Source organism: Burkholderia sp. SCN-KJ (assembly GCF_024656005.1).
Classification (GTDB): domain Bacteria; phylum Pseudomonadota; class Gammaproteobacteria; order Burkholderiales; family Burkholderiaceae; genus Burkholderia.
Window position 1 is genome coordinate 264,012 of record NZ_JANKOG010000005.1, and the last position, 25,477, is coordinate 289,488.

At 68.5% G+C, this 25,477-nt stretch carries 23 protein-coding genes and 1 pseudogene; 18 read left to right on the forward strand and 6 right to left on the reverse strand.

Going from position 1 to position 25,477, the window contains the following annotated elements; genetic code table 11:
- Positions 1-20: 20 nt before the first annotated feature.
- Both NQV17_RS11230 and NQV17_RS11235 read right to left on the reverse strand, forming a co-directional pair.
- A complete protein-coding gene (locus NQV17_RS11230; RefSeq protein WP_257772302.1) occupies positions 21-257 on the reverse strand; it encodes a hypothetical protein in 237 nt (78 codons plus the stop codon).
- A 72-nt stretch (positions 258-329) separates the two neighbouring features.
- Positions 330-947, reverse strand: coding sequence for a VTT domain-containing protein (locus NQV17_RS11235; RefSeq protein ID WP_257772304.1), 618 nt, complete (start codon positions 945-947; stop codon positions 330-332).
- 234 nt (positions 948-1,181) lie between these two features.
- Here NQV17_RS11235 and NQV17_RS11240 point away from each other — a divergent pair, with 234 nt between their 5' ends.
- Positions 1,182-3,473 (forward strand): heavy metal translocating P-type ATPase, encoded by a 2,292-nt coding sequence (locus NQV17_RS11240; protein WP_257772306.1) that lies wholly within the window; start codon positions 1,182-1,184, stop codon positions 3,471-3,473.
- 12 nt (positions 3,474-3,485) lie between these two features.
- Here NQV17_RS11240 and NQV17_RS11245 read toward each other — a convergent pair whose 3' ends face one another.
- Positions 3,486-4,436, reverse strand: coding sequence for a universal stress protein (locus NQV17_RS11245; RefSeq protein ID WP_257772308.1), 951 nt, complete (start codon positions 4,434-4,436; stop codon positions 3,486-3,488).
- A 531-nt stretch (positions 4,437-4,967) separates the two neighbouring features.
- On the opposite strand from NQV17_RS11245, the gene NQV17_RS11250 reads away from it, so the two are divergent.
- The 5 genes from NQV17_RS11250 to NQV17_RS11270 all read left to right on the forward strand — a co-directional run bounded on the left by NQV17_RS11250 (position 4,968) and on the right by NQV17_RS11270 (position 8,564).
- On the forward strand, positions 4,968-5,774 hold the full coding sequence (locus tag NQV17_RS11250) for a transporter substrate-binding domain-containing protein (RefSeq protein ID WP_257772310.1): 807 nt from the start codon (positions 4,968-4,970) through the stop codon (positions 5,772-5,774).
- An 89-nt stretch (positions 5,775-5,863) separates the two neighbouring features.
- Positions 5,864-6,550, forward strand: a complete 687-nt coding sequence (locus tag NQV17_RS11255; RefSeq protein WP_257772312.1) for an amino acid ABC transporter permease — start codon at positions 5,864-5,866, stop codon at positions 6,548-6,550.
- Entirely contained in the window at positions 6,547-7,197 is a 651-nt protein-coding gene (locus tag NQV17_RS11260; protein ID WP_257772314.1) for an amino acid ABC transporter permease, read from the forward strand. The genes NQV17_RS11255 and NQV17_RS11260 overlap by 4 nt, the downstream gene beginning before the upstream one ends.
- A complete protein-coding gene (locus NQV17_RS11265; RefSeq protein ID WP_044846549.1) occupies positions 7,184-7,933 on the forward strand; it encodes an amino acid ABC transporter ATP-binding protein in 750 nt (249 codons plus the stop codon). Before NQV17_RS11260 ends, NQV17_RS11265 begins: the two co-directional genes overlap by 14 nt.
- A complete protein-coding gene (locus NQV17_RS11270) occupies positions 7,923-8,564 on the forward strand; it encodes a GNAT family N-acetyltransferase (RefSeq protein WP_257772316.1) in 642 nt (213 codons plus the stop codon). Before NQV17_RS11265 ends, NQV17_RS11270 begins: the two co-directional genes overlap by 11 nt.
- A gap of 31 nt (positions 8,565-8,595) precedes the next feature.
- Here NQV17_RS11270 and NQV17_RS11275 read toward each other — a convergent pair whose 3' ends face one another.
- Positions 8,596-9,474: a LysR substrate-binding domain-containing protein gene (locus NQV17_RS11275; RefSeq protein ID WP_124485910.1), complete on the reverse strand. Its 879-nt coding sequence runs from the start codon at positions 9,472-9,474 to the stop codon at positions 8,596-8,598.
- A 126-nt stretch (positions 9,475-9,600) separates the two neighbouring features.
- On the opposite strand from NQV17_RS11275, the gene argH reads away from it, so the two are divergent.
- The 7 genes from argH (at position 9,601) to NQV17_RS11310 (ending at position 16,911) form a co-directional block, all read left to right on the forward strand.
- Entirely contained in the window at positions 9,601-11,034 is a 1,434-nt protein-coding gene (argH, locus tag NQV17_RS11280) for an argininosuccinate lyase (RefSeq protein WP_257772320.1), read from the forward strand.
- Positions 11,028-11,921, forward strand: coding sequence for an amino acid ABC transporter permease (locus tag NQV17_RS11285; RefSeq protein ID WP_257772321.1), 894 nt, complete (start codon positions 11,028-11,030; stop codon positions 11,919-11,921). Before argH ends, NQV17_RS11285 begins: the two co-directional genes overlap by 7 nt.
- Positions 11,918-12,721: an amino acid ABC transporter ATP-binding protein gene (locus tag NQV17_RS11290; RefSeq protein ID WP_374692692.1), complete on the forward strand. Its 804-nt coding sequence runs from the start codon at positions 11,918-11,920 to the stop codon at positions 12,719-12,721. Before NQV17_RS11285 ends, NQV17_RS11290 begins: the two co-directional genes overlap by 4 nt.
- 108 nt (positions 12,722-12,829) lie before the next feature.
- A complete protein-coding gene (locus NQV17_RS11295) occupies positions 12,830-13,663 on the forward strand; it encodes an ABC transporter substrate-binding protein (protein ID WP_257772323.1) in 834 nt (277 codons plus the stop codon).
- A 7-nt stretch (positions 13,664-13,670) separates the two neighbouring features.
- On the forward strand, positions 13,671-14,561 hold the full coding sequence (locus NQV17_RS11300) for a polysaccharide deacetylase (protein ID WP_257772324.1): 891 nt from the start codon (positions 13,671-13,673) through the stop codon (positions 14,559-14,561).
- Positions 14,558-15,466, forward strand: coding sequence for a polysaccharide deacetylase family protein (locus tag NQV17_RS11305; RefSeq protein ID WP_257772325.1), 909 nt, complete (start codon positions 14,558-14,560; stop codon positions 15,464-15,466). The genes NQV17_RS11300 and NQV17_RS11305 overlap by 4 nt, the downstream gene beginning before the upstream one ends.
- Positions 15,463-16,911 carry an MmgE/PrpD family protein gene (locus NQV17_RS11310; RefSeq protein ID WP_257772326.1) on the forward strand — a complete coding sequence of 483 codons (1,449 nt, stop codon included), beginning with the start codon at positions 15,463-15,465 and terminating at the stop codon, positions 16,909-16,911. Before NQV17_RS11305 ends, NQV17_RS11310 begins: the two co-directional genes overlap by 4 nt.
- A 34-nt stretch (positions 16,912-16,945) precedes the next feature.
- Here NQV17_RS11310 and NQV17_RS37930 read toward each other — a convergent pair whose 3' ends face one another.
- On the reverse strand, positions 16,946-18,205 hold the full coding sequence (locus NQV17_RS37930) for a formylglycine-generating enzyme family protein (protein WP_374692697.1): 1,260 nt from the start codon (positions 18,203-18,205) through the stop codon (positions 16,946-16,948).
- 3 nt (positions 18,206-18,208) lie between these two features.
- A pseudogene (locus NQV17_RS37935) lies at positions 18,209-18,907 on the reverse strand (caspase domain-containing protein); the annotation flags it as partial.
- 323 nt (positions 18,908-19,230) lie between these two features.
- Here NQV17_RS37935 and NQV17_RS11320 point away from each other — a divergent pair.
- From NQV17_RS11320 to NQV17_RS11345, 5 genes are all read left to right on the forward strand, one after another.
- Positions 19,231-19,659 carry a DUF4399 domain-containing protein gene (locus NQV17_RS11320; RefSeq protein ID WP_257772328.1) on the forward strand — a complete coding sequence of 143 codons (429 nt, stop codon included), beginning with the start codon at positions 19,231-19,233 and terminating at the stop codon, positions 19,657-19,659.
- 42 nt (positions 19,660-19,701) lie between these two features.
- Positions 19,702-20,127 carry a DUF4399 domain-containing protein gene (locus NQV17_RS11325; RefSeq protein WP_257772329.1) on the forward strand — a complete coding sequence of 142 codons (426 nt, stop codon included), beginning with the start codon at positions 19,702-19,704 and terminating at the stop codon, positions 20,125-20,127.
- Positions 20,128-20,550: 423 nt separating this feature from the next.
- Entirely contained in the window at positions 20,551-21,978 is a 1,428-nt protein-coding gene (locus NQV17_RS11330; RefSeq protein WP_124570437.1) for an efflux transporter outer membrane subunit, read from the forward strand.
- Positions 21,979-22,169: 191 nt separating this feature from the next.
- Positions 22,170-24,029 (forward strand): FHA domain-containing protein, encoded by a 1,860-nt coding sequence (locus NQV17_RS11340; protein ID WP_308235921.1) that lies wholly within the window; start codon positions 22,170-22,172, stop codon positions 24,027-24,029.
- Positions 24,016-25,425: an HlyD family efflux transporter periplasmic adaptor subunit gene (locus NQV17_RS11345; protein WP_257772330.1), complete on the forward strand. Its 1,410-nt coding sequence runs from the start codon at positions 24,016-24,018 to the stop codon at positions 25,423-25,425. The genes NQV17_RS11340 and NQV17_RS11345 overlap by 14 nt, the downstream gene beginning before the upstream one ends.
- The last annotated feature ends 52 nt before the right edge of the window (positions 25,426-25,477 follow it).

A 25,477-nucleotide genomic window follows, 5' to 3' on the forward strand; every position in this document is an offset into this window, starting at 1 on the left:
CGATCGATCGTTGATCTGGCTCAGCGGATTGCGCGCCGCCATCGCGAAAAATGGGGCAGCCATTCCACGAGGTCCGCCATGGCCGTTCGCCTGACCGCCTTGATCGCCAGCCTGCTCCTGCTGTCGGCCGCGTCGCCGGTTTCGTCCGCCGACGTCGCGAGCGCGACCGGGATCGCGCGTTCGCCACCGGACACACCGAATCCGGACGTGATGACGCACGTCGATCCGCGCAAGCGGGAAAGCGTCGCTGAAGTCATGGCAGGCATTCGCGGCGGGCAGACAGGCCCGGGCAGCCGACGTGCCCGCCCGGGGCGTCGCATACGCGAACGTCAATCGGAACTGCGCGGACGATGGCCGCGCCGGAACGTCAACCGACGGTCGTTGACGAGCGCGCGCCAGTCGAGCTTCATCAACACGAACACGAGGCCGAGCAACACCAGTTGCGTGACGACGAAGTATCCGCCGAGATAAGTGCCTTCGAGTTCGGATTCCAGGTCCAGCCGGGTCGACGCAAAGCGGCCGAGATGCGCCCAGATCGCATACGTCGTTGCACGGCCGATGAAGAAGGCCACGGCGATGATCCTGAGCGGCAACCCGGACAGTCCGTACGCGATGAACAGATAGTTCGACGGAAGGGGGCTCAATGCATAGAAAAAGAACGCGCCGGCGGTGAGCGTTCGGTGCTTTCGCAGCCAGCGGGTGGCGACGTCGATATTCTCGCGATCCGATTCGCGTATCCAGCGGGAGCGGACGAGCGATCGTGCGAAGGTCGCCAGGATCACGCGGCCGGTCGTGGCCGCGCCGGCCGCCACGACGGCAAAGATGAACGGATTGCCGTCCGGCAGGTTGAACCCGACCCACGACATCGCCATCCAGGTGGGCGGGGCGAATGCCGGCATGAGATTCAGCAGCAGAATCAGTAGAAAGAGTACCGCCAGCGTCAGCACGATATCGACTCCGGGCAATCCGGTTTCACGATTCAATTTTGCTGAGGAAAGTGGCTGACGGCTTGACTCACGTCAAGCCGCGCGCCGCGCCGGCATGTCGCGGGAGGCGCGTCGTGCTGACCCATGTCAACGGTCGAGCCGCGGTGTTTCCTAGACTGGTGCCACGCCGTCCGCAACCGGAACCCGAACCGGATGCGGCGAACGCCGCCATGCGCGGCGATCGGAACAATCGTCATGTCTCGAATCCACTGGTCGATCGATCTCGTGTTGCTGGTTCTGGCGGCGGTCACGCTCGCCGCAGGAGGCGTGTGCGTTGCGTTCGACCTGCCTTCGTTCGCGCGCGTCGTCTGGCTGGTCGGTGCGCTGCCGGTCCTGCTCGCGTTGACGGTATCCGTTGCCAGGGCCGTGGCGAGACGGCAAGCCGGCATCGATGTGCTCGCATGGCTGGCGATCGGCCTGGCGATCGCGCTCGACGAGACGCTGACCGCCGCGGTCATTGCGTTGATGCTGGCCAGCGGGCGGACGCTGGAGCGGTATGCGCAAGACCGTGCGCGACGCGAGATGACCGCGCTGCTCGGCCGTGCCCCTCGGCAGGCAACCCGGTTCGAGAACGGTGAGTGGCGTTCCGTCGGCGTGGAAACGCTCGTTCCCGGTGACAGGCTGCTCGTGCGAAGCGGTGAATTCGTGCCGGTCGACGGCACCTTGACCGATGATGCGGAACTCGACGAATCCATGTTGACGGGCGAGTCGTCCACACAGCGGCGACGCTCCGGAGAAAGCGCCTGCAGCGGCGTGGTCAACGCCGGCGCGCCGTTCGAAATGGTGGCCCGCACGACGGCGGGTGACAGCACGTTTGCCGGTATCGTCTGCCTGGTCGCACGCGCGCAGCGCGAGCGCAGCCCGTCCGTGCGTCTCGCGGATCGCTATGCCGCGTTCTTCGTACTCGCTTCGCTGCTCGTCGCGGGCATCGCGTGGCTGCTGGCCGGGGATGTCGCACGCGCGCTCGCCGTGCTCGTCGTGTCCACGCCGTGTCCGTTGATCCTCGCCGTCCCGGTCGCCATCGTGTCCGGCATGTCGCGCTGTTCGAAACGCGGCATCCTCGTCAAGGGCGGGGGCGCGCTGGAACGACTCGCGCAAGCGACGATCCTGTTCTTCGACAAGACCGGGACGCTGACGGGAGGGCGCGCCCGCATCGTTGCGATCGAATGCGGCGCGGACGTCGGCACGGACGATGTGCTGCATTTCGCCGCGTCGTTGGCCCAGGCTTCGGGCCACGTCATTTCGGATGCGCTGACGGTCGCCGCGCGGGAGCGCCGGATCACGCTGTCACCGCCGTCGGTCGTCGTGGAAACGGCGGGCGAGGGCGTGACGGGCCGGGTCGACGGCCGGACCGTCGCGATCGGCAAGTTCGGGTACGTCCGCGCCTGCTCGACGGCCGCCCCGTGGAGCGACGCGTTCCTGAAACGGGTCGGCAACGAGGGCGGGGCTGCCGTGTTCGTCGGTGTCGACGGTGTCATGATCGGCGCGATTCAGATGGCCGACCAGGTGCGGCTGGAAACGCCGCGGGCGCTGCGGCTGCTGAAACGCGAAGGCGTCGCACGCCTCGTCATGCTGACCGGCGACCGGCGCGACATCGCCCAGGCCGTCGGCGAGTTGCTGGGCGTCACCGACGTGCGCGCCGAGCAGACGCCGACGGACAAGCTCGCCGCCATCCAGGCCGCGCGCAAGGAAGGCGTGACGATCATGGTCGGCGACGGCGTGAACGACGCGCCGGCGCTGGCGGCGGCCGACGTCGGTATCGCGATGGGCGCGCGGGGCGCGGCCGCGTCATCCGAGGCGGCCGACGTGGTTCTGCTGGTGGATCGGCTCGATCGACTCGTGGATGCGATGCGTATCGCCCGACGCGCGCGCCGGATCGCGCTCGAGAGCGTGGTGGCCGGCATGTCGCTGTCGATCGTCGCGATGACGATTGCCGCGGCCGGACTCCTGCCGCCGATTGCCGGCGCGGTGATTCAGGAAGTCATCGACGTCGCCGTCATCGTCAATGCGTTGCGCGTGTTGCTGGTTCGCCCGAGGCCGACGGACGCCCGGCTCGCGGATGTCGACGTCGAGCAACTCAAGCGCGAGCACGCGGCATTGTCACCGTTGCTGGACCAGATCAGGGATCTCGCGGATCGCCTGCCGCACCTGTCCGGGGCCGCCATCGCCGGCGAGCTCGTCCGCCTGATCGATTCGCTCGACGAACGGCTGCTGCCGCACGAACGCGCCGACGATCGGGACGTCTACGCGCGCCTCGCCCCGCTGCTCGGTGGCGAGGACCCGCTGGCGGCGATGAGCGGCGCACACCGGGAGATCTTCAGGATGGTTCGATCGCTCAGGCAGATGGTCGCGGACCTGCCGGGCGATGCGGCGAACGCCACGCAGGTGCAGGCGATACAACGCCTGCTGTACGGGCTGGAAGCGATCGTACGCCTGCATTGCGCTCAGGAGGAGGAACTGTTCCACGCCGTCGGAGCGGATGCGTGACGACGAGACGCATCATGCGTGCGGCGCACTCACGAGCAGGACCGGCGTTTTCGTGATGCGCGCGACGCGTCCGGCCACGCTGCCGACAAGCCAGCGCGTGACGCCGCGCCGCCCGTGGGTGCCCATGACGATCAAGTCCGCATTCCATTCGATCGCGTCGTGCACGATCAGGTGCGGCACGTCCGCGTCGGCGCGATCGGTTCGAATCAATTGCGACTGCGCGTGGCCGGCCGTGCCGTCGAGCAGCGCCATGGCTTTTTGCAGTGCGTGATGGCCTTCGCTGGTCAACGCCTGTTCCAGCGTCTCGACGGGGACGAAATCACCCAGCGACGAGGGGCGATCGAGCACGTATATCGCCCGGAATTCGGTGTCGGGCCACGAGAGTTTCAACCCCGTGCGCAACGCGTGAAGCGCAATCGGGCTTCCGTCGACCGCGAACAGCATCCGCCGCGGCAGGTGCTCGGCCACCGACCCGAAACCTTCCGGAACGATGAGCAGCGGGCAGCCGACGAGCATGCCGAGCGGGCCGGAAACCGTTCCTTCGATCCATCCGCGCAGGCCGTGATGCTGGCGTGCCCCGACGATCACGAGTTCGGCCTGCCAGGCTTGCGCACTGTCGGCCAGCGCATGCGCGATATCCCCGCCGTGCGTGGACAGGTCGACGACTTCCGTGTCGAGCGCGAGGTCGTCGCGCGCCATTGCGCGTGCGGCGCGTGACAGCGCGTCGGTTGCATCCCCGAGCAACTCTTCGCGGGCCGAGTCGAGAAACGCCGTGGATCTCGCTCCGCGCGGGACGAGCGTCCGCGGATTATCCGCAACGCTGACGATGCGTACCGATGCATTCGACGGAACGAACGCCCTGGCATACGCCAATGCCTGATCGGATGCGGTGGAACCGTCGATGGCGATCAGCACCCGCTGGAGCGCGGGCGCCGCCTGGAAGGTTGAAGTGCTGGCGCTCATGAATGTCTCCCGGTGGCAATCGGCGATCCTGCATACGCAATTTTTTGCACCTGTCGTCTCCGCGGGTTTGACTTTCGTCAAGCGCGTTTGCCTTCGTGGTCCCCGGGGCCGCATGCGGTCACGTCGACGTCTTCGATCAGTCGCGGCGGCGATGCGGTGCACGTTCGACGAGCGGCGATTCGTCTGGTTTATGGCGCCCCGGAGCGTGCCGCGTGACGCAGTGCCGATTGCGATTCGCCGATCGTGGCGTCCCGGATCGATGCCCAGGAACCGGCATGCGCCCCATGCACCGGCCCCGCTTCGCGGAATGAACCGGTTAGGTAATTTGGTGCGCCGGCGCGCGCTGCGAGGGCAGCCGCTGGCGCCGGTGCCGGCCCACGCACCGAAATGGGGAATGCGGTGCGCCGGAATTTCCGTCGACTGCCGGTACGGCAAGCGTTTCACGGCGGTGGCCCGGTTTTTGCTGGAGTACCCGCGGCCGCGCAACGGTTGCGCGCTGCCCGACGACATACCAGACAAGGAAGATTCACCGTGAGCCCGACGACTCGACCGTTCCCCCGACGCACCTGGCTGGCTGCGCTGATCGCTGCCCCCGTGATGGCGCTGTTCGCTGCCGCGCCGGCGCATGCCGACGCGCTCGACACCATCGCGAAAAACGGCGCGCTGCGCGTCGCGGTGCCCGAAGACTATCCGCCGTTCGGCTCGGTCGGCACGGACATGCAGCCGCAGGGCTACGACATCGACATGGCCGAACTCCTCGCCAAATCGCTCGGCGTGAAGCTGAAGCTGGTGCCCGTGAACAGTGCGAACCGGATTCCGTACCTGACGACCAACAAGGTCGACATGGTGATCTCGTCGCTCGGCAGGACACCTGAGCGCGAGAAGGTCATCGACTTCTCGAGCGCGTACGCACCGTATTTCCAGGGCGTGTTCGGGCCGGCCGACGTGAAGGTGAGCGCGCCTGCCGACCTGACCGGCAAGACGGTCGGCGCCACCCGCGGCGCGCTCGAGGAGATCGCGCTGTCGCAGCTCGCACCGAACGCGACGATCAAGCGCTTCGAGGACAACAACGCGACGATCCAGGCGTTCCTGTCGGGCCAAGTGCAACTGATCGCGGCCGGCAACATCGTCGCGGCGGCGATTCTCGCGAAGAATCCGCCGCGCCGGCCCGAGGTCAAGTTCGTGATCAAGAATTCGCCGTGCTTCGTCGGCGTCAACAAGAACGAACCGCGCCTGCTCGCGAAGATCGACGACACGATCGCCCATGCGAAGCAGGACGGCACGCTGGGCGCGATGTCGAAAAAGTGGCTCGGCCAGCCGTTGCCGGCCGGACTGTGACGAATCGCAGTGTCGCCTGATACATCGCCGCGGCCGGCATCGCCGGCGCGGCGGGTGTCGTTGTCCGAACCCGACTTTACTCCATCGTCATGAGCTACCAGCTTCAATTCGGCGAGCTCGCCGAATACGCCGGCGTGTTCGCGAGCGGTGCGGCGATCACGCTCGCGCTGACCGCGGTCGCGACCGTGCTCGGCGTCGCGATCGGCGTGCTCGGCGCGGCCGCGTACAGCTCCGACGCGCGCGCGGCCGTGCGGCTGCGCCCGCTGATCGGCGCGTACGTCGAGGCGATCCGCAACACGCCGTTCGTCGTCCAGCTGTTCTTCATCTTCTTCGGCTTGCCGGCGCTCGGCGTGCACATCGACGAATACACGGCCGCGATCCTCGCGATGACGCTCAATCTCGGCGCGTACTCGGTCGAGATCGTGCGCGCGGGCGTCGCCGCCGTCCCGAAAGGGCATCTCGAGGCGGCGTCCGCGCTGGCGATGTCGCGCGCGCAGATGCTGCGCCACGTCGTGCTGCCGCAGGCGCTCGCCAAGGTGTTTCCGGCGCTGTCGAGCCAGATCGTGATCACGATGCTCGGCTCGGCGGTCGTGTCGCAGATCTCGGTGGCCGACCTGACCTATGCGGCCGGCTACATTCAGTCGCGCAACTTCCGCGCGTTCGAGACGTACTTCGTCATCGCGCTCGCGTATCTGGCGATGGCGCTGCTGCTGCGTGCCACGCTCGGCTCGATGGGGCGCCGCCTGTTCTCCCGTCGCGTGCGAGGTGCGCGATGATCGACTTCACGTTCGGGCAGATTCTCGCGAACCTGCTGCTGGCCGCGCGCTGGACGATCGTACTGTCGATCGTGTCGTTCCTGTCCGGCGGCCTCGTCGGCCTCGGGCTGCTCGTGATGCGCGTGTCGAGCTCGACGCTGCTGCGCGGCATCGCGAAGCTGTACATCGAGATATTCCAGGGCACCCCGTTGCTGATGCAACTGTTCATCGTGTTCTTCGGCCTGCCGCTCGTCGGGCTCGACGTGCCGCCGTGGGTCGCGGCCACCGCGGGGCTCACGTTCTTCACCAGCGCGTATCTCGCGGAGATCTGGCGCGGCTGCGTCGAGGCGGTGCCGAAAGGGCAGTGGGAGGCGTCGGCGAGCCTGGCCATGAGCTACGTCGAGCAGCTGCGTCACGTGATCCTGCCGCAGGCCGCGCGCATCGCGATCGCACCGACGGTCGGCTTCGGCGTGCAGGCCGTGAAGGATACGGCGCTGGTGTCGATCATCGGCTTCACCGAGCTGACGAAGGTCGGCATCGCGATCTCGAACGCGACGTTCCGGCCGTTCGTCGTGTACGGCCTCGTCGCGCTGATCTATTTCGCGCTCTGTTATCCGCTTACCCGTTATGCGCGCACGTTGCAAAGGAGATGGCATGCCGCTCGTTGAAACCCGTGGTCTCGAAAAGAACTTCGGCACCCATCATGTGCTCAAGGGCATCGATTTCTCCGTCGAGCGCGGGCAGGTCGTCTCGATCATCGGCCGCAGCGGCTCGGGCAAGAGCACGCTGCTGCGCACGCTCAACGGACTCGAGAGCATCGACGCGGGCACGATCTCGATCGACGGCGAACGCGTCGATGCGCGGCACGCGGACCTGCGTGCGCTGCGGCTGAAGGTCGGCATGGTGTTCCAGCAGTACAACCTGTTTCCGCACCTGAGCGCCGGGCAGAACGTGATGCTCGCGCAGTCGGTCGTGAAAAAGTCGCATCGCCAGCAGGCGCGCGCGATCGCGGAACTGATGCTCGAGCGCGTCGGCCTCGGCGACAAGTTCGACGCGTTTCCGGAACAACTGTCGGGCGGCCAGCAGCAGCGCGTCGCGATCGCGCGGGCGCTCGCGATGAAGCCGAGCGTGCTGCTGTGCGACGAAATCACGTCCGCGCTCGATCCCGAGCTCGTCGGCGAGGTGCTGGGCGTCGTCGCGCAGCTTGCGCGCGAGGACATGACGTTGATCATGGTCACGCACGAGATGAACTTCGCGCGTGCGGTGAGCGACCGGATCGTGTTCATGCACCAGGGCAGGGTGTGGGAGAGCGGGACGGCCGAAGAGATTTTCGAGCGGCCGCAGACGGTGGAGCTGACGCGGTTTCTGGGCAGCGTCCGGAACACGGAAGCGGTTGCGCGCTGATTCGCGACGCCCGCGGGGTGCTGACAGGTTCGCCCCGATCGTCGACAATCCGGCTCGTGCGCCGCGCCCGCGCGCGCCAAGCTGCCCGAGAGAGTCCTCCATGTCCGGAATATCCGTCAGGTCCGCCCACCTCGACGATGCGCAGGCGATCGCCGATTTTCACGTCAAGGTCTGGCGGCATACCTATCGCGATCTCGCGCCGGCGCAGGCGCATGCCGTCCTCGACGAGCGCCATCGCGGCAGGACATGGCGCGAAAAGCTGGCGTCGAACGCAGGCGACCAATTGGTGCTCGTGGCGGAAACCGACGGCAGGATCGTCGGCATCGGCGCGGCCGGCGCGCCGTCGGAGCCGATCTTCGGCGGCCGTGGCGAGATCAAGTTCCTGTACGTCGATCCCGGGTTCAAGCGTCGCGGCATCGGCCGCACGCTGCTCGCCCGGCTCGCAACGCATCTGCAAACGATGCGGTACCAGGGCGCGGCGTTGAGTGTCGTCAAGGGAAACGACGCCGCGATCGCCTTTTACGCGTCGTTGAACGGCCGGCTGGCCGGCGAGTACGTCGATGCGGGGCCGATCTGGCGATCGCGGAACATCGTGATGGTGTGGGACGATTTCGCGAGTCTCGTTTCCTGACTTCCCGCTTCGTCGCAAACACGTGCGCGCATCACGCGACGCGCGCGCGCAGCCACGCCGTGAACGCGGTCACGAGCGGCGCCTCGGTCATCTCGTGACGCGCGACGAGATAGTACGCATGGCGTGACGGCACGGTTTCGCTGAAGGGCCGCACGAGCGTGCCGTCGATCAGGTCGTCGCGCACCGACAGGCTGTCGCCGAGTGCGACGCCCTGGCCGTGCACCGCGGCTTCGACACCGATGTGCGCGTTGCCGATCTCGAGGATGCGGATGCCCGGCAGCCGGTCGGCTTTCGCTTCGGCCAGCCAGCGCATCCACGAGCCCGCATGCTCGCAGAACAGCGTGCGCCCCGCGAGATCCTGCACCTTGCGGATCGCATCGGGCCCGTTCATCAACGCTGGGCTCACGACGGGGAACAGCGCCGGATGCGCGAGCAGCTCGACCGCCCGGTTGCGCCAGTTGCCTTCCCCGTAGCGGATGCAGACGTCGACGTCGGGCGAATAGACCTCGCGATCGTCGTTCGACGGAACCACCTTCAGGTGGATGCCCGGATAACGCTCGACAAAGTCGCCGATATGCCGGGCAAGCCAGCGCGACGTCAGCGACAGCGGTGTCGACACGACGAGATCGCCGGCGGCCACCGGCGAATCGAGCCTGACGGCGGCGTTCGCGATCAGGTCGAACGCGGCGCCGACCGGTTCCAGCAACGCCTCGCCTTGCGGCGTGAGCTTCACGCGGGCCTTTGATCTGACGAATAGCGCGACGCCGAGCGTGCTCTCGAGAATGCGAATCTGGTGGCTGACCGCGCTCGCGGTGACGTGCAGTTCATCCGCGGCCGCCGACACGCTGCCGCGCCGCGCGGCGGCTTCAAACGCACGAAGAGGGTTCAGCGGCGGCAGGCGATTGCGCATCGGGAGGCTCGTCGGACGCGACGATGCTGAGAAAAATTTCATTAAAGCGGATTCAATTTCTCGCTACAACAAAAAAAATTGAATGCCTACAGTGAGGGCAATCCAACCGAGTCGAGGTCGACCGCAATGAGCCTTACCGAACCGATCGAGCGCCTGTGGGGTGGCCGCTTCCAGTCGAAACCGTCGAACGCGCTGCAGGACCTGTCGCGCTCCGATCCGAGTTTCTTCCGCCTCGTGCCGTACGACCTGGCAGGCTCCCGTGCGCATGCGCGCGAATTGAACCGCGCCGGCATCGTGAACGACGACGAACTCGCGCAACTGCTGACCGCGATGGACGGCATCGCACGCGACTACGCGGCCGGCGCGATCGCGCCGTCGCTCACCGACGAGGACGTGCACACCTTCCTCGAGCGCGTGCTCACGCAGCGGCTGCCGGGCCTGGGCGGCAAGCTGCGCGCCGGGCGCTCGCGCAACGACCAGGCGGCGAACGACCTGCGCCTGTTCCTGCGCGACAAGGCGCGCGCGCTCGTGCGCGGCGTGCTCGACCTGCAGGACGCGCTGGTCGGTCAGGCGAGCAGCCACGTCGACACGGTGACCGCCGGATTCACCCATCTGCAGCCGGCGCAGCCGATCGTGTTCGGCCATCAGTTGCTCGCGCATGCGCAGTCGCTGTACCGCGACGCCGACCGGCTGGTCGACTGGGACCGCCGCACCGCGCGTTCGCCGCTCGGCGCGGCCGCGCTCGCGGGCTCGGCCATCTGCGTGTGGCCCGAGCTGTCCGCGCAGGAGCTCGGTTACGACGCGCCCTGCGAGAACTCGATCGATGCGGTGGCCGCGCGCGATCACGTCGCCGAATTCGTGTTCGTCACGAGCATGCTGGCCGTGAATCTGTCGCGCCTGTCGGAAGAGGTGATCCTGTGGACGTCGCGGCAATTCCGCTGGGTGGAACTCGACGACGGCTACGCAACGGGCAGCTCGATCATGCCGCAGAAGAAGAACCCGGACATCGCGGAACTCACGCGCGGCAAGGCGGGGCGCCTGATCGGCAACCTGGCGGGGCTGCTGGCGACGCTGAAGTCGCTGCCGCTCGCGTACAACCGCGATCTCGCGGAGGACAAGATCGCGGCGTTCGATTCGATCGATACGCTCGAGCTCGTGCTGCCCGCGATGGCGGGAATGATCCGCACGATGCGCGTGAACGTCGACGAGATGCGTCGCCAGGCGCCGCTCGGCTTCACGCTCGCGACCGAAGTCGCGGACTGGCTCGCGTTGACGGGCGTACCGTTCAGCGAAGCGCACGAGATCACCGGCACGCTCGTGCGCGCGTGCGAGCGGGACGGCATCGAGCTCGCCGATGCGAGCGCCGAACAGCTGCAGGCCGTCGACACGCGCCTCGCCCCGGCGGTGCGCGCGCATCTGACGCTCGACGCGGCCGTCGCGGCCCGCGGCGGTGCGGGCGGCACGTCTCCCGCGCGCGTGCGCGAGCAGATCGGCCGCCTGAGCGCCGCGATCGAACGCCAGGCCGCGTGGGCCGCCGACTACCGGGGGCCGTCATGCTGAGCGCCTCCGATTCGAGCCGGCTCGACGGCGCATCGGGGCCGGCCGCCCGCGCCGCGGACGACATCGCCGGGCTGGTGCGCGTGCGCCAGCGCTACTGGGGCCGCTATGTCGCGTCGATCGCGATCGTTGCCGCGCTCGCCTATGTGGCGGTCGCGTTCGCGCGCGGACAGATCGAATGGCGCGTCGTCGGCCAGTTCCTGACCGCGCGCTCGATCCTGACGGGGCTCGGCAACACGATCGTGATGACCGTCCTCGCGATGACGCTCGGCATCGTGCTCGGCGTCGCGACCGCGGTGATGCGGCTGTCGTCGAACCCGGTACTCGGCGCGATCGCGCAGGGCTACATCTGGCTGTTTCGCGGCACGCCGGTGATCCTGCAACTGCTGCTGTGGTTCAACCTCGCGCTGGTGTTCCCGACGCTGGGTATCCCGGGGATCGCGGAATTCCGCACCGTCGACGTGATGACGCCGTTCCTCGCGGCGGTGCTCGGACTCGGCATCAACCAGGGCGCGTATACGTCGGAAGTCGTGCGCGCCGGACTGCTGTCGGTCGACACCGGCCAGTACGAGGCCGCCAAATCGATCGGCATGGCACGCCTGCAGGCGCTGCGCCGGATCATCCTGCCGCAGGCGATGCGCGTGATCGTGCCGCCGATCGGCAACGAGCTGATCGGCATGGTCAAGCTGACGTCGCTCGCGAGCGTCGTCCAGTACGCGGAGATGCTGCACAACGCGCAGAACATCTACTACGCGAACGCTCGCGTGATCGAGCTGCTGATCGTCGCCGGCATCTGGTATCTCGCGGTCGTCACCGTGCTGTCGCTTGCGCAGGCGCGCGTCGAACGGCGCTTCGCGCGCGGCGCGGGCCGGGCGGCGGGCCGCAAATGAACGACACGATCCAACCCCATCGGGAGAACGTCATGACGAACGCAGTCGTTCGCGCGATAGACGTACGCAAGTCGTACGGCGATTTCCAGGCGCTGCACGGCATCACGCTCGACGTCGTGCAGGGTGAAGTGCTGTGCATCATCGGACCGTCGGGTTCGGGCAAGAGCACCTTCCTGCGCTGCATCAACCAGCTGGAGACGATCAGCGCCGGTGCGCTGTGGGTCAACGGCGAGCTGGCCGGATACCGGCGCGCCGGCGACCGCCTGTACGAGCTGTCGGAGCGCCAGGTCGCGCGGCAGCGGCTCGCGACCAGCATGGTGTTCCAGCGCTTCAACCTGTTTCCGCACAAGACCGCGCTCGAGAACGTGATCGAAGGCCCGGTACAGGTGCTCGGGCGCCGCCGCGCGCAAGCGCTGGAAGAAGGGCGCGCGCTGCTCGCGCGCGTCGGGCTCGGCCACAAGTGCGACGCGTTCCCCGTCGAGCTGTCGGGCGGCCAGCAGCAGCGCGTCGCCATCGCGCGGGCGCTCGCGATGCATCCGCAACTGATCCTGTTCGACGAACCGACGTCGGCGCTCGATCCCGAACTCGTCGGGGAAGTGCTGGCCGTGATGCGCGATCTCGCGAAGAGCGGGATGACGATGATCGTCGTCACTCACGAGCTCGGCTTCGCGCGCGAGGTCGCCGATCGCGTCGTCTTCATGGATGGCGGCCGGATCGTCGAGAGCGGACCGCCCGACCAGGTGCTGTCCGCGCCGACGCAGGCGCGCACCCGCGACTTCATCTCGGCCGTGATTGCCTGAACGGACCGGGCGCACCGCGCCGCGGCGCCCGATCGAGCGAACCGTCGACGAGACGGGCAACGCAGCCCCGCAGTACCCATTACACCACCACGACAAGGCGACATCCCCATGAAAGCATCCGTCCTGACCCGCACGCTGGCCGCTGTCGCATTTGGCGCGCTCGCGCTCCATGCGTCGTTCGCGGTCGCCCAGGCCGCGAACGCGAAGCGCACGTTGAACGTCGCGATCGTGCCGAACTATCCGCCGTTCGAATACAAGGATCCGGCGACCGACAAGCTCGCGGGCTTCGACGTCGATCTCGGCGAGGCGCTCGCCGCGAAGATGGGCGCGAAACTGAACTGGGTGGAGACGAGCTTCGACCAGATGATGAGCGCGGTCGCGACGCAGCGCGTCGACATGATCCTGTCCGGCATGACCGACCTGCCGACGCGCCGCGACGCGGTGACGTTCGTCGACTACATCGAGACCGGCCCGCAGTTCTACGTGCTGAAGACGCGCGCCGGCGAGTTCGCGCAGATGAACGCGCTGTGCGGCAAGCGCGTCGGGTCCAGCCGGCGCACGTCGTTCCCCGACAACACGACCGCGTGGAGCGCGGAGAACTGCGTGAAGGCCGGCAAGCCGGCGATCGTCGTCGTCGGCACCGACGGCTCGTCGGACGCGCGCATGCAGTTGCGCCAGAACCGCATCGACGCGGCCGTGCAGGGCGGCGAGACGCTGCCGTACCAGAACAGCCTCGAGCAGAACGCGTACGCACCGGTCGGCAAGCCGTTCCTGTCGCAATACACGGGCATCGGCGTCGCGAAGGCCAATACCGCGCTGAGCAGTGCGCTGACGACGGCGCTCAACCAGATGATCGCGGACGGGTCGTATCACACGCTGCTCGCGAAATGGGGGCTGCAGGAACACGCGGTCGCGAAGGCGACGATCAACGGCACGCACTGAGCGCGCGATGACGGACCTGGCTCCCCGCTGGCCGCACGCGCGGCGCGCGTGCGTCGCGCTCGCGTTCGACCTCGACGGCCCGACCGGCGACGCGATGCTGAACGGATCGATCTGGCGCAACCCCGCGTATTTCACGCTCGGCAGCTACGGGCCGTGGCGCGCGCTCGGCCGGCTGCTCGACGTGCTCGCGTCGTTCGACCTGCCCGCGACGTTCTTCGTGCCCGCATGGATCGCGCGGACGTGGCCCGCGCAATGCGCGGCAATCGTCGAGCGCGGCCACGAGATCGGTTATCACGGTTACCGGCACGAAGCGTTCTGGACGCTCGAACCCGCGCGGCAGCGCGAGATCATCGCACAGTCGGCCGACGTCTTCGCGCGCACGCTCGGGGTGCGGCCGGTCGGATTCCGCACGCCGTCCGGCGACTGGAGCGCGGCGACGCTGGGCGTGCTGCGCGAAGCCGGCGTGCGCTATTCGAGCTCGATGCGCGGCGACGACCGTCCGTACCTGCTGCCCGGCGCCGACGGCGAGCCGCCGCTCGTCGAGATTCCCGGCCGCTGGGAGACCGACGATTACGCGTCGCTTGCGTATCACCGCAACCCCGACTATCCGGCCGGACTCGACCGGATCGCCGGCTACGATGCGACGCTCGACAACTGGACACGCGAATTCGACGGCGTCTACCGCGAAGGGCTGTGCCTGACGACCCTGCTGCATCCGAAAGTCTGCGGCAAGCCGGGGCGCCTCGCGCTACTCGAAGCGTGGTTCGAACACATGCGCGCGCAGGACGGCGTCTGGTTCGCGCGCTGTCGTGACGTGGCCGACTGGTGGCTCGCGCAGCACGCGCACGGCAGGCAAACGACGCAATCGACGCAATCGACGCAACGGAGCCGTCCGTGACGACACTTCCAGCCTGGCCGGACGGCGCGCGCTGCGCGGTCGCGATCACGGTCGACTTCAACGACATACACGGCATCGAGACGCGCGAGCCGCGCATCGTCGGCCGCGAGAAATCGCTGTCGGCATGGCGCTACGGCGCGACGCGCGGCGTCGATCGGCTGCTCGCGACCTTCGGCGAATTCAGCGTGCCGACGAGCTGGTTCGTGCCCGGCCGCGTCGCGCAAACGCATGGCGCTGCCGTGCGCGCGATCGCGGCCGCCGGGCATGAACTCGGCGTGAGCGGCTATCGCTGCGAAGACTTCGACGTGCTGCCGCTCGCCGCGCAGATCGACGCGTGCCGTATCGGGCGCACGGCGCTCGCGGACACGATCGGCCGCGACGTGGAAGGTTTTCGCTCGTTCACCGGCAACTGGGCCGACGGCTTCGCGGACTGGCTCGTCGCGGAAGGCTTCACGTGGTCGTCGTCGTGGCGCGGCGACGATCTGCCGTACGTGCATCCGCGCGGCGAGGATCGCGCGGACGGCGCCCGGCTCGTCGAGCTGCCGCTGCACTACGAGCTCGAGGACGAGCCTTACTTCGAGTTCAACCTGTCGCCGCCCGTGCCGGCCGGCCAGCCGCGCATCGCCGCGTACCGCGACGTGCTCGACAACTGGCGGCGCGACGTCGACGGGTTTCGCCGCTTCGGGCTCTGCTGCGTGCTGCGCCTGCATCCGGAGATCATGGGCACCGCGGGGCGCATCGACTTGCTGCGCGCGTTGCTTGCGCATCTGCGTGACGCGGGCGACGTCTGGTTCGCGACCGGGCGCGACATCGCACGCTGGTGGCATGCCCGGGTGCCCGTCAACCCGCCGGGCCATCCGGTCGACGTATTCGCGCATTGCTTGGCGGAGGCGTCGGCGCGATGAAGACGGTGACGCAAACGCGCGCCACGCGGCTTGCGACGTTCGTCGCGCAGACGGCCGCCGACGCAATGCCGGACGACGTGGTCTCGAAAGCGAAGCGTCATGTGCTCGACACGTTCGGCGCGGCGCTGGCCGGTACGTTCGCCGTCGAGACCTGCAGTGCGCGGGCGCTGACCGGCACGGTCGCGCATGGCGGCGCGACGCTGTGGGGCACCCGGCGGGCCGCGGGCGCGCGCGATGCGGCGTTCGTGAACGGGATCGCCGCACACGCGCTCGAGCTCGACGATTCCGGCGGCTGCGATCATTCGGGCGCGGTCGTGCTGCCGGCCGTGCTGGCCGCGCTGTCGTGCGCGGGCCGCGCGGTGGCCGGCCGGGAATGCGTGGCGGCGGTCGTGCTCGGCTACGACGTCGGCCGGCGCGTGCTCGAGGCGGCCGGCGGGTACTCCGCCCACAACGGTGCCGGCTGGCACTCGACGCTCAGTTGCGGCGTGTTCGGCGCGGCGGCAGCGAGCGCGCGCGTGTTCGGACTCGACGCCGCGCGCACGCGCGACGCATTGGGCCATGCGGCGAGTTTCGCGGGCGGCTTGTGGGGCTTCATCCACGACGGATCGCAGACGAAGCGGCTGCATGCCGGGCGGGCGGCGGAGGGCGGCGTGCTCGCGGCGCTGCTCGCGCGCGAAGGCGTGAGCGGCCCCGCGCAGGTGTTCGACGACGTGTGGGGCGGCTTCTTGAACGCGTTCGCCGCGCAATCGCAGGTGCCCGATGCATTGACCGACGGCCTCGGCGCGCACTGGAAGGTGATGCGCTGCTCGATCAAGCCGCACGCGTCGTGCCGCAGTGCGCACGCCGCGGTCGACGCGGCGCTGCAGCTTGCGGACGGGCGCACGTTCGAAGCCGGCGAGATCGAGCGGGTGGTCGTGCGGGCGAGCGCGTTCGTCGCCCGGATGTGCGGCGGCCGCGACCTGTCGACGCTGTCGTCGGCGCAGATGAGTCTCGCGTACGCGGTGGCAGCGGCCCTTGCGTTCGGCGACACGGGGATCGATGCGTATCGCGATGACAGGCGCACCGATGCGCGCATCACGGCGCTGCTCGCGCGCATCGCGATCGAGGTCGATCCGGCGCTCGGCGATCTCGACGAGCCGACCGTGATCCTGCATCGCGCGGACGGACGGCGGGAATCGCGTCACGTGCCGATCGCGCTCGGCGACCCGCGCAATCCGCTGTCCGACGCGGCACTGCTGGCGAAGTTTCGGGCGCTGGCCGGCATGGCGCTCGAGCAGCGTGCGCAGATCGATGCGTTGAGCGACACGTGCCTGTCGCTGGAGCGGTTGACGGACGCGCGGGTGTTGAACGCGTTGCTCGCGACGGACGGAGGCGCTTCGCTTGACACGCCGAAATCATCTCCGTCATCGAAGGCATTGCATTCCAGACCAACATCCTGTCGCTGACACGGCGGCCGGCCGTTCTCGAGCCGAGATCCGCCTACTTCAAGTCCCGCGCCACCCGAAACCCGTTTGCCGAATAACGTACGCTGCTGTCGTACTTGAAGCGTGTCGAAACGGGCATGTAGCCTGCACCATCCCGCCACGAGCCGCCGCGGATGACGCGGACCTGGCAATTCGGCTCGTCCCATGAGCGGCCGTCGGCAGGCGCATTCCTGTACGAGTTGTGCCAGCAATCGCTGACCCATTCCCATACGCTGCCACCCATGTCGTAGAAGCCGAGCGGATTGGCCGCGAACGAGCCGACGTTGTCCGGTGCGTCGGCATGCCACGGCTGACCGCAGTCCTTGCAGTTGGCGTTGCCCGGGCGCATCTCGTTGCCCCACCAGTAGCGCGTCGCGGTGCCGCCACGGGCCGCGAATTCCCATTCGGCCTCGGTCGGCAGCCGGTAAGACTTGCCGCTGATTTTCGACAGCCACTTGACGTACAGTTGCGCATCGTCCCAACTCAGGTCGCGCACCGGCGCGTTCGCCGCCGTGTTGCTGTCGTTGGGCAGGCGCGGGCAGGCGCCTGCATCGCGGCACGCGTTCCACTGCGCAACCGTCACGCCGTACTTCGCCAGCGCAAACGCGTGATCGAGCGTCACGCGATGCGCAGGCTTTTCCGACGGATCGCCCGAATTGCTGCCCATCGTGAAAGCCCCCGGACTGACCGCCAGCATGGCGGGGCAGGCAGGGCAATCGTGGATTTCATTGGCGGTCGTCGCGCCGCCTTTCTGCGGCGGTGCCGACGGGGCCGCCGCGGCAGCGGGCGGCGGCGCTTTCGGCGTCGAGCCGGACGTGTGCGCGGGCTGCGCCGGCGCAGGTGCCGGAGCCGGAACCGAAACGGCGGCGGGGGCCGGCGCGGCGCTCGCCGTCTGCGCGGGCGCGGACGCCGCGGGCGCCTTGGGCGCGGCCGCGCGCAGTCGTGCAAGACGAGCCTGCGCCAACTGCGCGAAGCGGCCGTTCGGGTAGGTCTTCAGATAGGCTTCGTAGTCGCCCGCCTCCTTGCTGTCCTTGATCGACTCCCAGAACGTGATTTCGTACTGTTCGGCGCTGTCTTTCGGCATCACGCCGCGGCTATCGAGCGCCACGACGCCGACGTCGGCCAGCACGTCGGATCGTTGCGCCGTGCCGCCGCCGGCATGCGCGTCGCCGGTTCCTGTGCGACGCGCCCCGGTGAACGCCAACGTCGCTGCCGCACCGGACAGGGAAGACGCGATCCACGGCGTCTGCCGATGCCCGGTGGCGCGTTCGACCATCGCGCCGGCACGGTCGACGACCTGTGCGATCCCGAGCCCCGGCACCGCGAGCGTCTGCAGCAGCGCTGCCGTGTAGACACCATGCGCCGTACCGTCGGCCGCACCTGCGCCCGGCGCTGCCGCGTATGCGACGAGCGTATGCGGCGGCGGCTCGGGGGCCGCCACGTGGCCGGCACCGGGAGGCGCGATCAGACAGGAATCCAGAATGATCAGATCAATCCGGTCGCCGCGCGGCCGCGACGTCGCAGCGAACACGGTTTGCAGGTCGATACCCGTTCGCGACAGGCCGGCCGGCGCGCCGACGTCGGCATCGACCGGCGCGAGCCATGTCGCTCCGCCGACGCTGGCGCCGTGGCCCGCGAAATAGACCAGCCCGGTGCCGCCGGCCGCGCCGCGGCGTTCGAACGCGGCAAGCCCGTCGAGCATCTGCTGCCGGGTCGCATTGCGCAACGTGATGACGTCGAAGCCGAGCGCGCGCAGCGCGTCGCTCATTGCATCGGCGTCATGGACGGGATTGGCGAGCGGATGATCGCGATAGGCGCCGTTGCCGATCACGAGCGCGACGCGCCGCGGTTCGACTGACGGGGCGCGCGCGGACGCCGACGGCGGTGCGGGAAAAGCATGCATGTCCTCGCCGGAGCACGTGCTCGATGCCACCGAGATCGACGCAAGCAGGCATGCGGGCAGGAGTATTCGCCACATGTTGAGCCCCCCAGGGTGCGCCGTCGGACCGATGCCGAAGGCGGAGCGCAGCCAATGCCGGGTGTTCGGTCGCGGCGAGCGCAATGCCGGCTTGCGGCAGGCACGGCGCGGCCGGGACACATTCAAGATAGCACGTGCGCCTGGCGGCGATCACCGGATCCACCCGCGGGTCTTGCAAAAAACAGACATACGCATCCGCGCATCGCGGCCGGCCCGTTACCCTGGAACATCGTTATGTGCCTTCCTGTCGATTACGTCCTAAGCTGTTAGACACGCTCCACTGTCCGACGCCGCGCGCCGCCATCCACGCGAGGAGCAACACGATGCGAAGAAGGGCTACCTTGTTGGCTTTGGCCGCCACCGTCCTGGCGCCGAGGATCGCGTTCGCCGCCGGGCGTACGACTTCGCCGCCCGGCGCCGAGGCCTACATCATCTGGCCGTCCGACGGCGCAACGATCACGGGCGGCAAGTTCTGGGTGCGCATGGGCCTGCGCAACATGGGCATCTGCCCGAAAGGCATCGAGCGGCCGAACGTGGGCCACCATCATCTGCTCATCGATACCGATCTCCCGCCGCTGGACCAGCCGATACCGTCGGACCGGAATCACCTCCATTACGGTGCCGGTCAAACCGAGGCGCGTATCGAGCTACCACCCGGCAAGCACACGCTGCAGATGCTGATGGGCGACCACGACCACGTGCCGCACGATCCGCCGGTGTATTCGAAGAAGATCACGATCACGGTCAAGTAGCGCGCCATCCCGCGCCTGCCGCCCGAACCGGGAATTGCCGCCATGAACAAGCTCATCCTCTTCGCCGTTGCCGTGACGCTGCTATGGACGGGGGCGGCGACCGCAGAGACCGGCACGCATCCCCCGAAGGCCGTCGTCTACATCGGCTGGCCCAACGATGGCCAGGTGATGCCGGCCGGACGTCCGTTCCGCGTGTGGTTCGGCTTGCGCGACATGGGTGTCGCGCCGTCGCATGTGCAGTTTCCGAACACGGGCCACCATCACCTGCTGGTCGATACGGACCTGCCGCCGATGGACCAGCCGATTCCGTCCGACCGCAATCACCTGCATTTCGGCGCGGGCGAGACCGAGACCACGCTGGAGCTTCCGCCGGGCAAGCACACGCTGCAGCTCCTGATGGGCGACGCCAACCACGTGCCGCACAATCCTCCCGTCTACTCGAAGAAAATCACGGTCTACGTGAAGTGACGTCGCGCACGCCGATCGGCGATCGCTGACGTACGCGCGCTCGCGCTCACGCGAGCAGGTGAGCAGGCGGGCGCCGGACGGCGACGCGGCCGCCCGATGCGCCAAGTGTCGGCGCACACCCGACATCCCGAGCCCGAACTGTCTGCGACGCCCCATCACGCACCGCTGATCCGGGTGCCGCGCGCACGTCGCTCCAATTCCCGCCTTCGTGACCCGGACCCGCGCCGGCAAGCCTGCCGGCGCGATTGCCGCCGCCCCGGCGAGCGGCTGGCATGCCCCATGCGAGATGAGACGCGAGCGTGCCACGCTGCAGCATCGACACCAACACTTCCGCCGATCCCGCATCGTCGCCGCGTTCCGCCCAAGGAGTCGATCGTGAACACCTGCCTGTCGCCGACTGCCACGCGCAACTGCCGCGGCCTCATGCGTTCGCTGGCCCGCATCGCCGGTTCCGCCGGCGCATGCGCGGCGTTGCTGTCCGGCTGCATGGACCTGAACGTGCCCGTCTACCAGCGGCCCGAGATGCCGGCAAAGACCACCTGGGCGCATGCGCACGGGCCGGTATCCGCGTCGGACGCGGTCAACGCCGAATGGTGGAAGAGCTTCGATGATCCGACGCTCGACGCGCTCATCGACAAGGCCATCGCGGGCAACGTCGATATCAAGGTGCTGGCGGCGCGCATCGGCGTGGCCGGCGCGCAGGTCGGCGAAGTCCAGGCGGGCGCGCTGCCGAGCGCCGATCTCGGCGCGGGCGTGGACTTCGAGAAGAACACGCATCAGACGCTGTCGAAGTCCTACAACCTCGGCAGCCAGGTGAACTGGGAGATCGACATCTGGGGCAAGGTCGAGAAAGGCGTGCAGGCGCAGAAGGCCGAATACCGCGCGACCGAGGCCGACTGGCGCGCCGGCTACCTGACGCTCGTCGCCGACGTGTCGAGCACGTATTTCCGGATCCTCCAGTTCGACGACCAGATCGAGCAGGAACAGCGCACGCTCGACAAGAACCGGAAGATCCTCGCGATCTATCAGTCGATGCTGGCGAACGGCATCGCGCCGCAGACCGAAGTGCTGCGGCAAAGCGCGGAGATCAACGGGCTGGCGAACGAACTGATCGAACTGCACCGCTCGCGCGACACGGCCGAGAACGCGCTCGCGACGCTGCTGGGCGTGCCGGCCGGCGAATTCAGGATGCCTGCCGGCCATCTCCGGCAGCGCGTCAAGCTGCCGGACGTGCCGATGGGGCTGCCCGCACAACTGCTGGCGCGCCGGCCGGATGTCGTCGCCGCGCAGTACCGCGTGCTCGAATCGTATGACGAAGTGGGCGCGGCGAAGCTGGCGCAGCTGCCGTCGATCAGCCTGACCGGGCGTGGCGGCACTGCGGCGTTCGCGCTGTCGGATCTCTTCAAGGCCTTCACGTTCAGCTTCCTGCCGAGCATCAACCTGCCGATGTTCGACCCGGGCGTGCGCGCGCACATCAAGACGACCGAGGCGCAGACCAAGGTCGCCGAGCAGCAGTACCGGCAGACCGTGTTTACCGCGTTCAAGGAGGTGGAAAATGCACTCGTCGATCTCGACGCGCACAAGCAGCAGCGCATACAGCTTCAGCAGCAGAGCGCGCGTCTGCGCACCGTCGCAGCGCAGGTCGAGGCGCAGCTCAAGGAAGGGCTCGTCTCGCAACTCGAGGTGCTCGAATCGGAGCGTTCGGTGGCATCCGCGGAACTCGCGCTGCTCGCCAATCATCAGCAGATTCTGAGCGACACGGTCACGCTCTACAAGGCGATCGGCGGCGGCTGGCGCGCGGTCGAAATCTCGAATGCAGGCAGCGAGCCGGCCGGCCACGCGCTGCAATGAACACGCCAGCCCTGCGCAGCCGCGCGATCGGCGCCAGCCGATTGACTACCGCCATCCGTCGCCTAAACTTTTTTCACGATCGTGCCGCCACGTGCGTTGGCGGTGCGGCTTCACTCAGGTGGTTCGAAAGCGCGTCGCGTTGCCTGCGCCGCGTCTCCATTGGCGGGCGCATGTCGATCGTTGGCCGAATCATGGTTCCAGACGCCGCTTCGATTGCCGAGCAACGCGCCGCGCTCGACCGGCAGTTCGACATCGTGCTCAAGCCGGTTTCGCATCCGGAGCTGAGCGAGATCCGGATCGACCACGCGCTGTTCGCCGTCGGGCGGACCAACACGCCGTTCGCGTCCGCGAGGCCCGAACTGGTGGCCGACCTGTCGCGCCGCCATGCGCGCATCTTCTTCGAAGGCAGCGCGGCCTACGTCGCCGATCTCGGCAGCAAGAACGGTACGGCCGTCAACGGTGTCGAGGTCGGCGACAAGCCGCACCTGCTGCGCGACGGCGACGAACTGCGCTTCGCCGGCGCGCTGGCGTACCGCGCCGCGTTCGTGCCGCGCGCGACGCATCGGCCGGCGCGGCCTGCCGTCGTCACACTCACGCCCGAGCGCGGCGATCTCGGCCTGCAACCGGTCATCATTACCGCCTTCCCGTTCCTCGTGAGCAAGACCGACGACACGTTCGCCTGCTACCGGAACGCGTATCCGCATCAGGTCAACTACCTGTCGCGGCGTCATGCACACATCTACGTGCAGGACGGCGACGTCTTCGTGGAAGACCTCGGCAGCACGAACGGCACGTTCGTCGACGGCCGGCGCCTCGACGAGCATGCGGTGCCGCTCGGCGACGGCGCGCTGCTCGCGTTCGGTGGCGATCATTTCGTCTATCGCGTCGGGGTGCAGCGCGAGCCGGGGCCGGACTCCACCGTGACGGCCGCATCGTCGCCCGGCGCCGCCGCGCATGCGGCCGCCGCGGACCCCGACCGGACCACCTTCGTCGATACCGCGCATTCGTTCCTCGACATCTTCTGCACGGTGCCGGCCGTTCAGCCGGACGACGAGGTCAACCCGCACGCCGCGCATGGCGCCGCCGAAACCGCGCATGACGCGCGCCGCCGGCGCGGCCGGATCGAAGTCTTCCTGTCGGAGCTGAGCGAGGCGTTCGGCGGCAGCGGGCACGTCAACCTGCGCCGGCTCGGCGGGTGGAGCGGCGCACTGCTCGCGGCGATCGGCCTGCTGGTCGCGACGCTGTATTTCCAGGACGCGCCGCTGCGCGAGATGCACGCGCTGCTGGCGCGCGGCGACGCCGCGCAGGCGGCGCAACTCGCCGACCGTCATCTGGCGAGCCATCCGGACGACCCGGCGTTCGTCGCGCTGGGCACCGAGGCGCTCGTCCGGTCGAAAGTGCCGGACTGGATCGCCGCGATGAACGCGCGCGCCTTCGACCGCGCCCGTGCCGTCGTGCAGGACATGCGCACGCTGGCGCGCCACAACGCCGACGCGCGGCCGCTCGTCGACGAAGTCGCATGGATCGGCGAGCTGCAGGCGTTCGTCGCCGGGCGCGGCGGGGCGGAAGCGCCGATCCGCATCTATCGCGACGAAGCGCCGATCAAGGCGCTGACCGGCCGCTGGAACGACGACCCGGGTGCGCATCAGCGGCTGCTCGACCGGATTTCGTCATACGTTCCCGCGTTCGGCGCGCTGTATGCCGACGCGCTCAGTCAGCTGCGCCGGCTGCAAAGCGACAACTCCGTCTACGTGGCCGCGCTCGAGCGGCTGCAGCGCGCGATCGCGTCGGCGCTCGACGACGACCGGCTCGACGGTCTCCCGGCGCTGCTCGCCGACGACGAGCAGCGCTATCCGCGCCTCGGCGGCCTCGACGCGGTGCGGGCCGACCTGCAGCAGTACCTGCAGTTCGAGAGCGACGCGCGGGCCGGCCATGGGCCGGCCGTACTGGATCGCCTCAGGCAGTTCCACTTCGCGACGCCGCAATTCGCCGCCCATGTCGCGACGCTGGAGCGGCTCGCTTCGTCGGGAGGGCACAGTGAAGCTCGATAGTCTGCTCAAGCGCGCGCGCCAGGCGCCGCCGCCGGAGCCGCCACGCTCGCTGGGCGAGGCGCTGGAGGATCACAGCGTCGAAGGGATCGCGATCCTGACGGCGCGGCCGTGGCGGCTCACGCAGGCGACCATCATCGCGATGGTCGGGCTCGTCGTGTGTGCGCTGCTGTGGTCGTTCGTCGGCCGTGCCGACGTCATCGTGACGGCGCAGGGCGCGCTCGCGCCGGAGTCCGAGGTGCGCCGCATCTACGCGCCCGTCGACGGCGAGCTGGTGGACATCTACATCGCCGAAGGCCAGCCGGTCGAAAAGAACGACGTGATCGGCCGGATCAACGCGCGCGGCGCGATCGAGGCGGCGACCAACGCGCTCGATGCGCGCCTCAAGCTCGACGATGCGGAGCGCGAATGGAAGCAGTTTCCGGACAAGAAGCAGCTGATGGAGCGCAAGGCCGAAGCGCTGAAGCAACAGATCGAGGTCGAGGAGCACCTGCACCAGAACCGCATTGCCGAAGGCACCAGCAAGCTCGCGCAATCGCAGCACGCGCAGATCGACGAAGCGCGCAGCAATATCGACAACGCCCGCCACGCACTCGATCTCGCGAAGGACGAACAGGACAAGTACGCGCGCCTGTTCGCGCTGCCGGGCGGCGGCGGCGTGTCGCAGAGCCAGGTGGAACAGAAACGCAGCGCCTACCTGCAGGCCCAGGACAGCTACCGCGTCGCGCAGGCGCGGCTCACGCAGCTCGAGGCGCAGCAGAGCCACGAGTTCGCGCAGGCGAAGGCGCAACTCGAAGGCAGCGGCGAGACGCTCGCCGGGCTGCGCATCCAGTACGACGCGACCGTGCGCGACATCGCGAACACCGAGGAGAAACTGCGCCTGCAGGTGCAGACGGCGCGCCTCGCCGCGGATGCCGCCGCGCGGATCCGCTTCGAGAACATCGACAAGGACAATTTCCTGCTCGTGCTGGCGCCCGTCTCCGGCGTGATCACCGATGTGACCACGACGCAGCCCGGCGACAAGATCCTCGCCAACACGCCGCTCGGCAGCATCGCGCCGTCGGATGCGCGGCCGGTGGTGAAGGTCGCGATCGCGGAGCAGGACCGCGCGTTCCTTCACGAAGGCCTGCCCGTGAAGCTCAAGTTCAATGCGTTTCCGTATCAGCGCTACGGCGTGATCGACGGCACGCTCGAATACATTTCGCCGGCGACGAAGCCGCAAGCGCAGACGAAGGAACCCGTCTACGAGGGCCGGGTGGCGCTCGTGCGCAACGCGTACACGATCGCCGGCACGACCTACCCGCTGCGCTACGGCATGACGGCAACGGCGGAAATCGTCGTGCGCGAGCGCCGCCTGATCGGGTTCGCGCTGGACCCGTTCAGGCAGATCGCGGGCTGACGGGCGCCGCCACGGCGTAGCGGAACGCAGGCAAGCGGTGAGGCGAGGCACC

Coding starts and splice junctions, on each gene's coding strand:
- argH (WP_257772320.1), top strand. CDS start 9,601: ATGAGCCTTACCGAACCGATCGAGCGCCTGTGGGGTGGCCGCTTCCAG.
- NQV17_RS11330 (WP_124570437.1), top strand. CDS start 20,551: ATGCGTTCGCTGGCCCGCATCGCCGGTTCCGCCGGCGCATGCGCGGCG.
- NQV17_RS11310 (WP_257772326.1), top strand. CDS start 15,463: ATGAAGACGGTGACGCAAACGCGCGCCACGCGGCTTGCGACGTTCGTC.
- NQV17_RS11290 (WP_374692692.1), top strand. CDS start 11,918: ATGAACGACACGATCCAACCCCATCGGGAGAACGTCATGACGAACGCA.
- NQV17_RS11230 (WP_257772302.1), bottom strand. CDS start 257: ATGACTTCAGCGACGCTTTCCCGCTTGCGCGGATCGACGTGCGTCATC.
- NQV17_RS11245 (WP_257772308.1), bottom strand. CDS start 4,436: ATGAGCGCCAGCACTTCAACCTTCCAGGCGGCGCCCGCGCTCCAGCGG.
- NQV17_RS11265 (WP_044846549.1), top strand. CDS start 7,184: ATGCCGCTCGTTGAAACCCGTGGTCTCGAAAAGAACTTCGGCACCCAT.
- NQV17_RS11300 (WP_257772324.1), top strand. CDS start 13,671: ATGACGGACCTGGCTCCCCGCTGGCCGCACGCGCGGCGCGCGTGCGTC.
- NQV17_RS11295 (WP_257772323.1), top strand. CDS start 12,830: ATGAAAGCATCCGTCCTGACCCGCACGCTGGCCGCTGTCGCATTTGGC.
- NQV17_RS11340 (WP_308235921.1), top strand. CDS start 22,170: ATGGTTCCAGACGCCGCTTCGATTGCCGAGCAACGCGCCGCGCTCGAC.
- NQV17_RS11285 (WP_257772321.1), top strand. CDS start 11,028: ATGCTGAGCGCCTCCGATTCGAGCCGGCTCGACGGCGCATCGGGGCCG.
- NQV17_RS11275 (WP_124485910.1), bottom strand. CDS start 9,474: ATGCGCAATCGCCTGCCGCCGCTGAACCCTCTTCGTGCGTTTGAAGCC.
- NQV17_RS11260 (WP_257772314.1), top strand. CDS start 6,547: ATGATCGACTTCACGTTCGGGCAGATTCTCGCGAACCTGCTGCTGGCC.
- NQV17_RS11255 (WP_257772312.1), top strand. CDS start 5,864: ATGAGCTACCAGCTTCAATTCGGCGAGCTCGCCGAATACGCCGGCGTG.
- NQV17_RS11320 (WP_257772328.1), top strand. CDS start 19,231: ATGCGAAGAAGGGCTACCTTGTTGGCTTTGGCCGCCACCGTCCTGGCG.
- NQV17_RS11325 (WP_257772329.1), top strand. CDS start 19,702: ATGAACAAGCTCATCCTCTTCGCCGTTGCCGTGACGCTGCTATGGACG.
- NQV17_RS11240 (WP_257772306.1), top strand. CDS start 1,182: ATGTCTCGAATCCACTGGTCGATCGATCTCGTGTTGCTGGTTCTGGCG.
- NQV17_RS37930 (WP_374692697.1), bottom strand. CDS start 18,205: ATGGTCGAACGCGCCACCGGGCATCGGCAGACGCCGTGGATCGCGTCT.